Here is a 14,627-nt window from a genome sequence, read left to right as displayed (position 1 = left end):
TGCAATGCCCGTACCTAAATAGCCACGGAAGTTATGCGGATTAAAAAAGTCTTTGAAGGTTTGGTGCGCATGCAAAAATTGCCTGATTACGAAAAAGTATTACTTATAACCCTTCAATTGCCGCACGAAGATGAACGTGAAGTTGAGGAATCCCTGGACGAGCTGGCCCGGCTGGCGGACACGGCCGGGGCCCGGGTGGTGGGCAGGGTGGTGCAGCGCGCCCGCCGGCCGGACCCGGCCACCTTTCTGGGGCGGGGCAAGGTGCGCGATGAAATAGCTCCCGCCTGCCGGGAACTGGGGGTTGACCTGGTAATCTGCGACCATGAGCTTTCCCCCGCCCAGGTGCGCAACCTGGAGGAGGAACTGGGGGTGCGGGTTATCGACCGCACCCAGCTCATCCTGGACATCTTTGCCCGGCGGGCCCGTACCCGGGAGGGCAGGCTGCAGGTAGAACTGGCCCAGCTGGAATACCTCTACCCCCGGCTGGCGGGGAAAGGAACCGGGCTTTCCCGGCTGGGGGGCGGCATTGGCACCCGGGGGCCCGGCGAAACGAAGCTGGAAACCGACCGTCGGCGCATAAAAAGGCGCATCACCGATCTGCGCCGGGAGCTCGACGAAGTGCGCCGGCACCGGACCCTGCTGCGCACCAGGCGGCAGGACGTGCCCCTGACCCTGGTCAGCCTGGTGGGGTATACCAACGCCGGCAAGTCCACCCTCCTCAATGCCCTCACGGGGGCGGGCGTACCGGCCGAAGACAGGTTGTTTGCCACCCTGGACCCCACCACCCGGCGCCTGGTACTGCCCAACAATGAGGTGGTGCTGCTTACTGACACGGTCGGTTTCATCCGCCGCCTGCCCCACCACCTGGTGGCCGCCTTCCGGGCCACCCTGGAGGAAGTGACGGAAGCGGACCTGCTCCTGCACGTGGTGGATGTGAGCAACCCGGATTACCCGGACCAGGTTAAAGCGGTGGACGATGTGCTGGCCTCCCTGGGGGCGGGGGAGAAGCCCGCCATTCTGGTTTTCAATAAAGTTGACCGTTTGACTGCTGAAGAACCCTGGCTGCTTCCGTCGGGCAGGCCGGCGGTGGCGGTTTCCGCTCTAACGGGTCAGGGCCTGGATGAACTGCGCCGGCTCATCATGGAAGTCTTGAGGGATCAAAGGGTGCGGCGGGAGTTCCTGGTGCCCTACCAGCGGGGAGACGTGCTCAACCTGCTCTACGAAAAAGGGGAGGTATTGTCGCGGGAATATACCCCGGAGGGCGTGCGCCTGGAAGTGGAACTGGGTGCGGTGTGGGCCTCCCGGGCGGCGGCCCGGCTGGGGAAGGATAATCCCGGCAGAATTTCCGGGTAATCATGCCTGAAGTCTACCGGCGGCCGGCCGGGCGCCTGCCGGGAAGGGGGCGTACTCCTGAACCACATGTTCGTGCTTTGTCAACCACTTTTCCAGGTTGAACCGGCGGCGCACCAGGGGTGCGGGTATGTGAAAGGCATCCACCACTTCATGAATCTTCTGGAATTTTGTCCCTGCACTGCCCGTCCCCGGGGGCAGCAGGAGGAGGGCGGCAAAATCTTCGGCGGCGTTTTCTTCTTCCCCTCTCCCGGTCAACCCGTCCACGTATATGCCGCTGGTGACATTCAGGCAGTGCTGGCCCAGCCCGTAGGCCAGCATGTGCTTCAGTTCCGGCCTGGTAAGCCCCTTTTTCACCGTGAGCAGCGCGATGCCGTCCCCCGTGCGTACGTATCTTGCCCTGACCCGGCCTTTAAACGGGAAGCGGGTCAGGATGATCCCTTCGCTCCTGGCTATCCTGTACAGCTGGTAAACACCCGGTGGCCCCTCGAGACGGTACTTCTTGATCAGGGCCAGGGCCAGCCGGACGGCTGAATTCAAGGCTACCCCTCCGCTCGGCAGAAACATTCTCAAGGATACCAGCGTGTCCTTGAACTATTTCTCATTTTATTATAAACCACGGTTGTGTCGGATTTTGTCGAAAGGCTGGGGAGGATAAAAAAATCATTACTCCTCGTTGGATGAGGCGCTGTCCTCGCCCTGTCATCCCTTCCGGTTCCCTTCCTCCCTTTTCCTGCGCCGCTCCCTCTCCTTCTTTATAAAGCGCAGGGCCCACTCCCAGTGCTCAACCAGGGACTGTTTTTCTTCCTCCGTCAGGTCCGGTACCTGCCTGAGCAGGTCGGCAAACAGGGGGTCGGCCGCAACTGCATACAGCTTCTCGTCATGGGGTGCATTCCCGGGTGCACCCTCTCCGCCGGTTCCGTAAGGCCGGTCGGTGCGTCCCAGCAGGTAATCCGTCGAAACGCCGAAGAAATCGGCCAGCCGTTTGAGAGACTGGTTGTCCGGCGAGCGCCTGTTTTTCTCGTACATGGCAATGGTGCTCTGCCCCATATGTAACAGGCGGGCCAGTTCCGCCTGGGACAATCCCCTTTGATTACGCAAATAGGCCAGCCTTTCGCCGAGGGAAGGCATGTTGGTTCACCCCGATCGTAATTTAACACGTTTTGTGAAGTCGGGAAAGAAAATAAAAAACGGATTTTCCGTTCAAGCGCATAATGTGATAAGAAATAAAAACCTTCTACTAATTATTTACGTTCGGCGCAAATTTTAACCGGTGGACCCTTGACAGCAATCGCGAATTGTGATTATAGTAATAGTCAGAGGGTGACGGCAGCCGGCTGGCACCGCGGGGTTGAAACGGGCCGGCCGGTGCTGCAGCCGGGCAGGAAGGGGGGAGGTTTTGTTCTTTCAACACCAGCCGAAGGGTGAGCGGGGTGAGAAATGAAAAGATGTACCAGTTGAGGCTCAAAATGGGCCTCAGCCAGCGGCAGGTAGCCGAAGCTGTGGGCATCAGCCAGAGCTCCTACGCCATGATTGAAGGCGGTCACCGCCACCCCCGCAAGGAGGTGGAGAAGAAACTGGCCGACTTCTTCGGCGTGACCGTGGACGAGCTTTTTTTTGGCCGGGATAATCACGGTTCGCGATTGGAGGAACCTGACCCGGGGGAACAGCAGTAATTAATGCTGGGAATTTTGATTATCAGGGCTGATGTTCCGGTGGAAGACGCGAGCAGGAAGCGCTGTTGAAGGGTTGCATTTAGGGAAAGGTGGTAATAGCGCGCGATGAAGTCGAAATTGCTGGCAGTAACCCTGGTGTTCTGCCTGCTTCTGGCCCTGGCCGGTGCGGCCTATGCCGGTTTTCCCGATCTGAACGGCCACTGGGCGCAGAAACAGGTGGAAAAATGGGCGGATAAGGGCCTGGTGGGCGGCTACCAGGACGGCACCTTCCGGCCGAATAAAGCCGTGACCAGAGCCGAATTCGTTGCCCTGGTAAACAGGGCCATGGAGAAGCAGAATCCCGGCGCAGCAGTCAATTTCAAAGATGTCAGGCCCGGTGACTGGTTTTACCGTGAGGTTGCCGCAGCCGTGAGCGCCGGCTATGTGGGCGGCTATGAAGACGGGACCTTCCGGCCGAACCAGCCCATCACCCGCCAGGAGGCCGCTTCCATCATCAGCCGTCTTTTGAACCTGGGGAGCGGCGATGCAAGCGTACTGGGCAAATTTAAGGACGCCGGTCGAATCGGCAGCTGGGCCCGGGGCAGCGTGGCCGCTGTGGTGGCCAAAGGCGTGATGGGCGGCTACTCCGACGGCACCTTTGGGCCGACCAGGTCCATCACCCGGGCGGAAACCGTGGTGGTTCTTGACCGGGCCATCACCGGAGAAACTCCGCAACCGCCGGAGGAAGAAGTGAAGGTTACCGGGGTAAAGCTGGATAAGAATACGCTGAGCCTTAGCGTAGGCTCCACGGTGCAGCTGAAGGCCACCGTTATCCCGGACAACGCCACCAACAAGAAAGTGACCTGGTCCACCAGCGACGAGAAGATCGCCACCGTGGATGACCAGGGCAACGTTAAAGGCGTGGCTGAAGGCAAGGCTACCATCACTGTCACCACCGCGGACGGCAATTTTAAAGATACCTGCGAAGTGACCGTAGTGCGTACCAGCGGTGGCGGCGGTGGCGGCGGTGGGTCGACCACCATACCCGTTACCGGCGTGACCCTGGATAAAACCAGCCTGACCATGACCGTCGGTGAAAGTGTCCAGCTGACGGCCACCGTGTCACCGAGCAACGCTACCAATAAAAAGGTTACCTGGAGCAGCAGCAACACCGCCGTGGCCACGGTGGACGACACCGGCAGGGTGACCGCAGTGGCGGCCGGCACGGCCAACATCACCGTTAAAACCGAAGACGGCGGCAAGACGGCTACCTGCGTGGTGACGGTTAATCCGGCACCGCCCGTGTCAGCTCTGCCCGTAGAGATTAAATCCTATGTGACTCTGACCGACCCCCTGGGCAACACCGTGGTGGTGGCCGAGATCAAGCCGGAGTATGCCGAGCAGGTCGATACGGTCACGGTAAAGGGTCAGGTGATGAACCGGCGCCCCGGCACCAATGAGTGGCAGAAGACCCTGGAAGGCAGCGTCACCGTGGTGGACGCCGACTTTAAGGTTACCCTGAAGCCGGCGGTGGATGTGATAGAGAAAGCCGATGCCGGTTTGGGGTTGTTCGGCGATACCAACGTATATGTATGGCTCAAAAGCGGGGTGACTGCCACCAGCGTCACCGCCAACGGTCAGCCCATGACCTTGAGCGGCGACTTTTACAAGGTCACTCTCTGGGGGCTGAATAAGGGCGACACGGTAACTGTGAAGGTAACCACGGCTCAGGGTGTGCAGACCCGGGATATTACCGTGCGGGAACTTTAATGAAAAAGGGGAGAGAGCCGTAAATGAACGCTAAAAAAGCGCTGCGCGTTCTGGCATTGACCCTGGCGCTGGTGTTCATGTTCAGCGCCGTGGCGTTCGCAGCAACTCCCAGTATCATTTTCTATCAAAATGCCGCAGGCCAGATAGTGCAGGTGGACTATCAGAAGGCTATGGACCAGGCTGCGGCCGGGAATACCGCCCTGCTGCAGGAACTGAAGAGGGCCTATATTGACGCCCAGGACAATTTCCGGCCCATTGTGGTAAAAAACGACGACGGCTCGGTGGTTGACTGGAGCAAGGCCTTGAAGGACAAAAAGCCCTACCAGCAGGTGGTGGCCGACGATAATTACAAAGGAACCGAACCCAGGCCCGATGTGGAACTGGTGGTTGATGAAACCGGCAAAGCGGTGGAAAAACCCGTAGCCAAACCGTGGCCCGCTGAAATGGAAGGGCTGCCGCTGATCAGCTACAGCGACCTTACCCAGAAGACCTACGCCACCATCACCATCAAGGCCGAGTATGTGGATAAGGTAACGGCCGTGACCATCGCGGGTAAGGCGGCGGTGCAGCAGCCCGACAGGAGCAAGTGGCGTGCGGAAGTGCCCGCCGGCACCACTGCGGAATCCCTGGCCGGCAAGATCGTCATCACCGTGCAGGAACCTCCCGCTCCCGGCCAGTGGCCTGCCGAGATGGAAGGGCTGCCGCTGATCAGCTACAGCGACCTTACCCAGAAGACCTACGCCACCATCACCATCAAGGCCGAGTATGTGGATAAGGTAACGGCCGTGACCATCGCGGGTAAGGCGGCGGTGCAGCAGCCCGACAGGAGCAAGTGGCGCGCGGAAGTGCCCGCCGGCACCACTGCGGAATCCCTGGCCGGCAAGATCGTCATCACCGTACAGGAACCTCCCGCTCCCGGCCCTGTGGAGGCCATCAAGGAAATACGCGCCAAACTGGACCTGTTTGGCCAGACCCGCGTTTGGGTGTTCCTTAATGAAGGCGTTGAAGCTGCTTCCGTCACCGCCAACGGCCAGGCCCTGCAGTATAATGCAGTGGATCAGAGATGGGAAGGCGTTTTGGACAACCTGAAGGTGGGAGACACCGTTAACGTCGTGGTCACCACCACCAACGGGAGCAGCGACGAAGGCACCGCAACAGTGGTTGCCATGGGTTCTTAAACGAAACTGGACAGCCATTGCAAAGGGGTGATGGGATAGTGTGAGGGTGTTTCATAACAAATAACTGAATTGTTGATGATTGTAATGTGAAAAACGTTCAGGAAATCAAAGGAGGTTGTGTCACTTGATGCCTCGCGTTAAGCACATGCGGGTTATCACCTTAGCCGTGGCGCTGGTGTTCCTGTTCTCCAGCGTGGCCTTTGCCGCCGTGCCGCAGTACGTCTACTTCAAGAGCGGCAGCGACATGGTGAAGGTGGACTACGCCAAAGCTGTAAACGACGCCATGAACGATGACAACACCCTGTACAATGCCGTCAAGCAGTACGTCGGTGAAGCTGAAGAAACCGGCGCGCCGGTTATTGTGGAAACCGACGACCAGAAAGTCCTGGACTATCAGAAGGCCCTTGGTGCGGGCAAGCGCTTCGCCGACATCGTCAATGACCCCGCTTACCAGACCAACAAGCCTGATGTTCAAAAGGAACTGCGTGTGGAAAACGGCCAGGCCGTGATTGGCGACATCCGGCCGGAAGTGGTGGAGATTGTCTCGGTGAGCGCTGTTAAAGCTAATGGTTCCGTAGACCTGGAAGTAGTTTTAAGCGCTGTTCCCGAGGAAACTCCAACGGCTCCATCTGTTGATATAAAAAGATACATTAACGGCGAATTGGACGAAACATTCGTATGGAGAGGCGGAACTTCCAGCTGGGACGAGGCAACAAAAACATTGAGAATAATAGGAGTAGCTTTGCCGGAAGCCACCAATGCTGATCAGGAAGTAGTATACAGCGTAGCTTACGGCGACTCTGGGAATTATGTTGACTCAAACGCTGTAACTGTTGAAGCTGAAGCTCCGCTCACTGTAAAAAGTGTCAGTGCTATTGACGCCACCACCATTGAAGTTACTTTTAGCGACGGTACCACCGCCACCATCACCGACTTCACCCCGTCCCCGCTGGTGGATGGTACCAACACCGTCACCTTCGAATACAGGGGGCAGACCTTCACCGTAGACGTGAACTACACCGCTCCCGATACCGAGGCTCCGGTCATCACCATTGAAGGAGTGGCCGATGGCCAGATCTACAACAGCGCCGTCACCCCGGTAATCACCGTGGATGATGAGGCCGCCACCGTGACCATGACCCTGGATGGCGCCGAGTACAACGGCTCCGAGATCGCCGCTGAGGGCGCCCACGAGCTGGTAGTCACTGCCACTGACGCAGTCGGCAACGAAGCCACCCAGACCGTGAGGTTCACCATTGATTTGACTGCTCCGGTCATCACCGTCGCCGCGGCCACCGTGGACGTGACTGCCGACCAGCAGAAGCTCACCTTTACCGTTGAAGACGCCAACGTTACCGCCGAGGACATCGCCGTGGCCCAGGCCGGCCAGACCCTGGCAGTCACCGCCGAAGAAGCGGCCAACACCTACTCCGTGCTGCTGAACGAAGTGCAGGGCGCCAATCAGACCCTGACCATTGACGTCACCGACAAGGCCGGCAACGCGGCCGAGCAGGTCAGCGTGACCCTGGTGGACAAGAAGGCCCCGGAGATCGTCTCCGTTGAGAACGTCAACGGCAACCAGCTTGTCGTGGTCTTCAGCGAGGCGGTCGACGAGAATAACGCCGAAACCATCAGTAACTACGTGCTGCGTAACGTTACCACCGGTGAACAATTGACCTTGGGTAGCAGTGGTAATGCTGACTATGCCGTCCTGCAGGCCGACGGCAAGACAGTGCTGATCACCTTAAGTACAGCAACTACCGACACACTGGGCGTTGAGGATATGGGCACCCTGGACGCCGTCCAGTACCGGCTGTTTGTAAACCCGGTAACGTCTGCCGTTGCTACCAGAGTGAAGGATACTGTAGGGAACTACGTTGCGGTCAACAGCTATAAAGACTTCACCGGCGGGATTGGCGCCGACACCCAGGCCCCGGTCCTGGTCAGCGCATCCCTCGACCTGGACGCCGGTACCAACGGGAAGCTAACCCTTACTGCTAACGAGACAGTCCAGGCGTCCGACGCTTACGTGGATCAGAGTAAGATCAGCATCGGCGGCATCAGCCTGGCTACGGCGACCGTATCCAGCACTGGCTCCTCCGAAAGTATCGTGCTGGACCTGACCGCCGAGCTGAAGTCCCAGGTTGCGGCCCTGGAAGACCTGACGGTAAACGTCCAGGCCGGCGCCTTCAAGGACCTGGCTGGCAATGACAACGCCGCAGGATCTGTCGTGGCCACCTCCGCGGTATACGTCCGGTTGCTTTCTGCTACCTACGACGAGCTTGCCAACCAGCTCACCCTGGTGTTTGACAGGGCCATTGACGTCTCCGCCTTCACCAATTTTGCCGGCGTAACCCTGAAGGGTGCGGCTAACAAGACCCTGGCCAACCTGGGCGCGGTCCTCAAGACCATTACCAGTAGCGACACTTTGGTCTTTGAAGCCACTGCTGATGAGGCAATCTCTGAATTTGAGGGCACAGGTGACGCTCCGGCATCGCCGGCCATTGACATCACCAGTGGCGTCTTTACCGGTATTGATGGCAAGGCCAACGCCCGGGTAACGGACGGCGCACTGACCTACGTGAACGACGACGTTAAGCCCTACATCGTCTCCGCCTCCTACGACGAGGAGACCAACCTGTTACACCTGGTCTTCAACGAGAAGGTCAGCATGAACGTGGATAACTTCAATGAAGACAACGACGTCCAGTTCTTCGCCGACGGGAACGACCAGACCGAAGTCGCTGACCTGACTGGCGTGAGCAATTTCTACAAGGATGCCGCTAAGTCCGAGGATTACGCGAATACCGGCGATTACGCCAGTGAGGTGTGGATCGGCGTTCCGGACAGCGCTGCTACTAGCATTGAGGGCATAGCCGACAAGACCTCCCTCAAGCTGCGCCTGGGGAACTCCGGCGTGCTGGTGGACACTAACGGCAACGGTAACGACGCCGGTACCGCGGAGACCCAGGTCGCGGTGAGTTACACCAGCAGCGCCACCTCGGCTCTGGCTAGCGCGATAGTCGCGTCCAAGACCGGTACAGATCTCAAGCTGCTCAAGGCCACCTTCGACAGCAACATGAACGCCGCCAGCGTGGAGAACACCGCTAATTGGCAGCTCTACCTTAAGGCCAACCCGGCCAACCAGGTGGCTATTACCAAGGTGGACCTCCTCGCCGACGGTAAAACTGCCTACCTCTGGACGGCTACGGCCCTTACCGTAGACGCGACCTACGTGCTCAAGGCGACCGGCATCCAGGACACCTTCGGCAACAGCTTCACCGAATCCGCGGAGATTCGGGCAACCGGTGCCACTGCCGCCGCCGTAACGCTGGAAACCGGCGACATCAGGATCAAGGACGTTGACGGCTCCGGCAGCCTGACCGCCGGCGATACCATCACATTGGTGTTTAAGGAGCCGGTAGTGATTGACGTGGCCGAGTTGTCCGCTGGCGACTTTGTCAAAGATAATGCGGACAGCCCCGTAGACTACCTGCCCAACGCCACCTTCGCTGCGGGGGCCAACTCGAACGAACTGGTGATTACGTTAGGGGCTGACACTAACCCGGTCGGTAAGCAGATTGCTCTTGCACGCGGCCAGGACGCCATCACCGCTGCCTCGGGCCAGAATGTGGCTACAGGCGAGCTGCGGACAATCCTGCCGCCGGTCGGTGTGGAGCCGCCCACCCTGCAGTCGGTCAAGTACGCCGACAGCAACAACAGCGGCGCCATTGACGAAGGCGACCAGCTGGTGCTCACCTTCGACGTGGACGTGGTTGCCTCCGACGGCGACTTCAATGAAAACAGTATTGGCGTGAGTGATAATACTGATGCGACTACGGAAAGCATAGCCCTCCAGGACGGCGCGGTTGTCAGCGGCAAGACCGTCACCGTAAGGCTGGCTAGTGGTGGCATCATCGTTGGTGGCTCTCAAGCAGTGAACCTGAACGACGTCGCCTCTCTCAAGGTAACACTTACGAGTGCCGACCTTGCCAATAAGTGGGGCCAGGCTGCCAAAGATATCGATTTTAGTAATAACATTGCCATCACCTCAGACGACACCACCGGCCCGGCCCTCACGGCAGCCCGGTTTGTCGCTAACGCACTGGATCTTAACGGTGACGGCGATACTCAGGACACCAATGAGACGAACACTAATGGTTACGTCGTGTTAACCTTCAGCGAGGGCGTCAACGTCGCCGACAACTATGCCGACGTCATCAACGACTTTGAGTTCGATATCAGTGCCAACAGTTTCGGTAGCAACCCGGAAATCCTACGGTTTACCGGCAACGCTGCCGACGGCACGAAGGTAGTGATCAAGCTGGATGACGACAGCGTAATTGACGTCGATCTTGTTAAGGTCAACGTCAAGTCCCAGCTCAACGCTGATAAGGATATCTGGGACGCTGCCGGCAACGCCTACAGGAAGACCTCAACTGCAGGCGTTACCATCACCCAATAGACCGATGGGATGCAAACGATGCCAGGCACTTAACTTATTAACTTATTGATAAGTGCGTGCCCGTGGCCGGCGCCCCGGTGGGTTGAGCCCCACAGGGGCGCCTTTCATTAACTTTTACGGTACCGTGTTTTCCGGCAGGTGGTCTGTTGACTGGCATTCCCCAACCCCCCTCCTTTATGAACATCATGGCGGTGGAATTTTACAGAAGCAGGCAATGGTGCGGCCTATTAACTTAAATTGTTGCGTGGCAATATCTAAAGTTCGGAGGACCTGAGAAGGTTATGAAGCTGGTATTGCCGGGGCGCCGGCCGGCTGCCCGCCCTTCTTTATATGTGCTGGTCTTTTTAGCGGTTTGCTTTCTATTTGGAGGGCCGGCAGGTGTGGCCATGGCGAAAGGCGTTACGGGCCCGCCGGCGGCAGAAACATACGGCACCGACAGGATAATTGTCAAATTTAAGCCGGGCAAAAATTATTATGCTGCCCCGGCTGACGCCAGGGCCATGAGACACATGCGCCGGGCTTACTCTATAAAGGTTCCCGGGGGAGAAAAACTGGAAACCGTGATGGATGTTTACCGCTCCCGCAGCGATGTGGAGCTGGTCCAGCCTGACTATATAAGGCAGGCCTGTTTGCTCCCCGCTACCGTCGCCGGGGAGAACTGGGGCATTGCCCGGACGGGAGCCGATAAGCTCAGCCAGCGGGTGACCGGCAACAGCGAAGCGGTGGTGGCGGTGGTGGACAGCGGTGTGGATGCCCGGCATCCCCTGCTTTATGGCCGGGTGCTGCCGGGATATGACTTTGCAAACGGGGACGATGATGCTGCGGACGATAACGGTCACGGCACGCACATTGCCGGTATCATTGCCATGGAAGCGGGCAACCAGCGGGTGCGCATCCTGCCGGTGAAGGTTTTGGACAGCAGTGGTAAAGGTTATGATTCGGACATTGCCGACGGCATATACTATGCCGTGGATCACGGCGCCGACGTTATAAACCTCAGCATCGGGGGGCCGGGCCGGTCCCCGGTTCTGGAGGAAGCCGTCAACTATGCCGTAAGCAGGGGAGTGGTGGTGGTGGCCGCCGCCGGCAACAGCTCTGCCGATGCGTCCGGCTACTCGCCGGCCGGCATCCAGGCCTGTATTACCGTTTCGGCCGTGGACCGTAACGATACCATCACAAAGTTCTCCAATTACGGTACCGTGGTGGATATAGCCGCCCCCGGCAAGGACATTGTCTCCAGTGTCCCGCTGGATGCGGACACCGACGGTATTCTGGATGGTTATACTTCCTATGACGGCACGTCCATGGCGGCGGCCTTTGTATCGGGAATAGCCGCCCTCCTGCGCGTCAATGATGGCAGTATTACCGTGCAGCAGGTTGAAAATGCTATTGCCCTGAATGCCGATGATGCAGGGGAGAAGGGCAGAGATCCTTACTATGGTTTCGGGATCATCAATTTCAGCAACTATTTAATCAATGAGCCGGTTAGTTTAAAAATTTTAGCTCCCAGCCCCTTTGTGGCACAGGGCAACCGGTTGAGCGTCTCCTATGCCGTATACGGGACTTTCAGCGGCTACGCCCGGTTCAGGGTGGACGGCCTGTTTTACGGTTCGCAGAAGGTCCCCTCCGCCGGTTGTTACAATACCGTTTTAAATGTGGAAGCGCTGGCTAAGGGGATGCACACCCTGGCGGTGGAATTGCTGGACAATACGGGTAAAACTGTGGCCGGCGGGCAGGCCCCGTTCGTTGTTCCGTCCATCCTGGATGACCAGTTCGCCGGCTGGCGGGTGCTGGGTTCCGCGCGCGAAAACATCCCGCTGGATCATACCTTTACCGTTAAATTTTCCCTGCCCATCGATGAGAAAACCGTAACTGGGGAAAGCCTGCAGCTTTACCGGTATGATACGGCGCAGCCGGTGGCCGTGATAATCCGGCGGATTGATGACTTTACTTTTCAAATGAGGCCGCAGGAAGCCCTTGAACCGGCCACCCGGTACTGGGTGGTGGTCAGGCCGTCCATCAGGAGCCGGGCGGGGTTTAACCTGAAGGAAGGGGTGGTGGCCCACTTTGTTACGGTGCAGAGCTCTTAACTTACCGGGTACCCATGCCGCTCGGGCACCGGCAGCAGGATGAAAATGGTGAAGGGAGGTGGGGTTGCCGGAGGGTAAAAGTACAGTTTTTTCATAATTACGTGGCAGCGGAGGGATTTGACGGAAGGGGAAGGGCCGGGCAGGCCTTCCCGCTTGTTTTTCGGGAACACCTTTTTTAAAGGGGGAATTGCGGGTGAAAGGACTGTTCAGATACGCAGTGATTCTGGCCTTCCTGCTGGGACTGGTAATCTTCTTCCCGGGCGCAGGGGCGGCGGTTGAGCCGGACAGCGTCGGGCAGGAAGTTTACGGCAATCAGGGCGAAGCTCCCGTTTACACGTCTATGGGAACGGTGCCGGGCGGGGGCGGGACCAAAGTGCGGGGCTTTCTTGAGCAGGACACCACCTGGGTGAAGTCCAAAAGCCCGTATTATATGACGGGCAGCGTGACGGTGCCGGAGGGCGTCACCCTGACCATCGAGCCGGGCGTCACTGTGTATTTTGCCGACGAGGCCTACCCCTGCCAGCTGAAGGTCTGGGGCAAACTGGTGTTGAAGGGCACCGACAGCGAACGCATCGTGCTGCGAAAATCAAGCGACAAAGTACAGGCGGAGATCGTTCTCTATAACCAGGGCGGCAATGTCATCGAAAATGTCGACTGCGGCGTCGATCTGACCATCAATGGCGACAACACCACCATCCAGAAATCCACCCTGGGCGCCATAAACATCCAGGGCAACGGGAACAAGATTCTGGAGTGTTCCACTGTTTCTAGCGAAATTGGTTATTACTCCCATTATGGTTTTAAGATAACCGGCAACGGCAATGAAGTAAGGAAATGCAAACTTAACATCGCTGGAGAAAAGCAACATGACCTGATTAATGGAGACAACAACATCATCCAGCAGTGCAGACTGAGTTTTTACGGTTCTTACTATTATGATAACTACTATTACTATATTAAGGGAAACTATAATAAAATTCGCCAAAATGACTTTGGATCTTGGGACTTGAGCGGAACAGATATACATATAGTTCTGGCCAGCAACAACAACCAGTTTCATCATAATAACTTTAATCACTATCGTTTTTACCTGCGCACCCAGCAGAAGGGCCTGACCAATGTGACGGGAAACTGGTTTTATTATTCACCAGAATATCGTGTGAAAGGCGACAACCAGTACGCCACCCCAGTCTATAAACCGGTATCCCAGAACAAGATCAACATCGACGAGGATATCGACATGGACGATGCGCCGCCGGTTCTGCGGTCCTATACAGCCGACCGCACCAGGGTGGCCGTGGGCGAAAAGGTGACCCTTTCCCTGCGGCTGCGTGACGACTCCCACATTTTCGGCGTATTCCTGGTGGACGGCGAAAACGCTCCTTTTTATACCAATAATCAGTTCACCTACAATGAACAGAGCGATACCTATACCATGGACGTAAGTTTTGACAAGGAAGGGGTCTACGCCCTGCCCAGGGTGGCCCTGGTGGACGCCTACAACAACATTGCCTGGGTGGACGTGACCACCTACCAGGGCGGTGCCTTCAACCAGTCCATTGTGGTGGGCAATGCCAGCCTTTCCGGCAACGCCAACCTGAAATCCCTGACCATCAACGGTCTTTCCCCCTCCGGCTTCAGCCCGGAAGTTACCTCCTACACCATGACCGTGCCTGACAGCGCCCCCGACCGGCTCACCGTTGCAGCCGTGCCGGAGGACGGCACCGCCAGCGTGTCCGTCAGCGGCGATACCCTGGTCAACGGAGCGGCCACAGTGACCGTTACCGTTACCGCCCAGGATGGAACGAAAAAAGTTTACACCGTCTATGTGTCCCGGCAGTCCACCTCTCCCCCCGCAGGCAGGGGCGACGTCAATGGGGACGGGAAAGTGACCATCATGGATGCGGTAAAGATCGCCCGGGCGGTGATCGGCCTGGAGACCCTTACCGACGCCCAGAAGGCTGCCGCCGACTTCAACGGTGACGGGCGGGTGACCATCATGGACGCCCAGAAAATTGCCCTCTATCTGATTGGCAAGTAGACCGGTTAAACAGGTTCAACCTGGAATGCGCAGGGCAAATTCCTTCATAATCCAACGACTGGAGTATGATGACCGACG

Annotated in this window: 9 protein-coding genes; 7 read left to right on the top strand and 2 right to left on the bottom strand. The window is 57.9% G+C overall.

What is annotated here, in order from left to right; genetic code table 11:
* The first annotated feature begins 33 nt into the window (after positions 1–33).
* A complete protein-coding gene (hflX, locus tag G7K71_RS05575; RefSeq protein ID WP_243174575.1) occupies positions 34–1,353 on the top strand; it encodes a GTPase HflX in 1,320 nt (439 codons plus the stop codon).
* Here hflX and G7K71_RS05570 read toward each other — a convergent pair whose 3' ends face one another.
* Together G7K71_RS05570 and G7K71_RS05565 are read right to left on the bottom strand one after the other, a co-directional pair.
* Positions 1,354–1,890: a hypothetical protein gene (locus G7K71_RS05570; protein WP_166344092.1), complete on the bottom strand. Its 537-nt coding sequence runs from the start codon at positions 1,888–1,890 to the stop codon at positions 1,354–1,356. It abuts the gene before it with no gap.
* 162 nt (positions 1,891–2,052) lie between these two features.
* On the bottom strand, positions 2,053–2,481 hold the full coding sequence (locus tag G7K71_RS05565; protein ID WP_166344090.1) for a helix-turn-helix domain-containing protein: 429 nt from the start codon (positions 2,479–2,481) through the stop codon (positions 2,053–2,055).
* A 302-nt stretch (positions 2,482–2,783) separates the two neighbouring features.
* Between G7K71_RS05565 and G7K71_RS05560 the strand changes: the two genes are divergently transcribed.
* The 6 genes from G7K71_RS05560 to G7K71_RS05535 all read left to right on the top strand — a co-directional run bounded on the left by G7K71_RS05560 (position 2,784) and on the right by G7K71_RS05535 (position 14,549).
* Complete coding sequence (locus G7K71_RS05560) at positions 2,784–3,026, top strand: helix-turn-helix transcriptional regulator (protein WP_313884892.1); 243 nt, start codon at positions 2,784–2,786, stop codon at positions 3,024–3,026.
* A 105-nt stretch (positions 3,027–3,131) separates the two neighbouring features.
* The gene (locus tag G7K71_RS05555; protein WP_166344088.1) at positions 3,132–4,775 is read left to right on the top strand and encodes an S-layer homology domain-containing protein; all 1,644 of its coding nucleotides are present in this window, start codon (positions 3,132–3,134) and stop codon (positions 4,773–4,775) included.
* A 23-nt stretch (positions 4,776–4,798) separates the two neighbouring features.
* Positions 4,799–5,953, top strand: coding sequence for a hypothetical protein (locus G7K71_RS05550; RefSeq protein WP_166344086.1), 1,155 nt, complete (start codon positions 4,799–4,801; stop codon positions 5,951–5,953).
* A 124-nt stretch (positions 5,954–6,077) separates the two neighbouring features.
* Positions 6,078–10,418, top strand: coding sequence for a hypothetical protein (locus G7K71_RS05545; RefSeq protein WP_166344084.1), 4,341 nt, complete (start codon positions 6,078–6,080; stop codon positions 10,416–10,418).
* Positions 10,419–10,699: 281 nt separating this feature from the next.
* Complete coding sequence (locus tag G7K71_RS05540) at positions 10,700–12,508, top strand: S8 family serine peptidase (protein WP_166344082.1); 1,809 nt, start codon at positions 10,700–10,702, stop codon at positions 12,506–12,508.
* 193 nt (positions 12,509–12,701) lie between these two features.
* Positions 12,702–14,549, top strand: coding sequence for a dockerin type I domain-containing protein (locus G7K71_RS05535; RefSeq protein ID WP_166344080.1), 1,848 nt, complete (start codon positions 12,702–12,704; stop codon positions 14,547–14,549).
* Positions 14,550–14,627 lie beyond the last annotated feature (78 nt).

Origin of the sequence: Desulfofundulus sp. TPOSR (assembly GCF_011393055.1) — a bacterium.
Lineage (GTDB): Bacteria > Bacillota > Desulfotomaculia > Desulfotomaculales > Desulfovirgulaceae > Desulfofundulus > Desulfofundulus kuznetsovii.
The sequence above is the reverse complement of the archived record's forward strand: the minus strand, read 5'-3'. Positions and strand labels throughout refer to the sequence as shown.

Excerpts from the sequence above, each read along its gene's own strand:
- hflX (WP_243174575.1), top strand. The coding sequence starts at position 34 with ATGCGGATTAAAAAAGTCTTTGAAGGTTTGGTGCGCATGCAAAAATTG.
- G7K71_RS05565 (WP_166344090.1), bottom strand. The coding sequence starts at position 2,481 with ATGCCTTCCCTCGGCGAAAGGCTGGCCTATTTGCGTAATCAAAGGGGA.
- G7K71_RS05555 (WP_166344088.1), top strand. The coding sequence starts at position 3,132 with ATGAAGTCGAAATTGCTGGCAGTAACCCTGGTGTTCTGCCTGCTTCTG.
- G7K71_RS05550 (WP_166344086.1), top strand. The coding sequence starts at position 4,799 with ATGAACGCTAAAAAAGCGCTGCGCGTTCTGGCATTGACCCTGGCGCTG.
- G7K71_RS05540 (WP_166344082.1), top strand. The coding sequence starts at position 10,700 with ATGAAGCTGGTATTGCCGGGGCGCCGGCCGGCTGCCCGCCCTTCTTTA.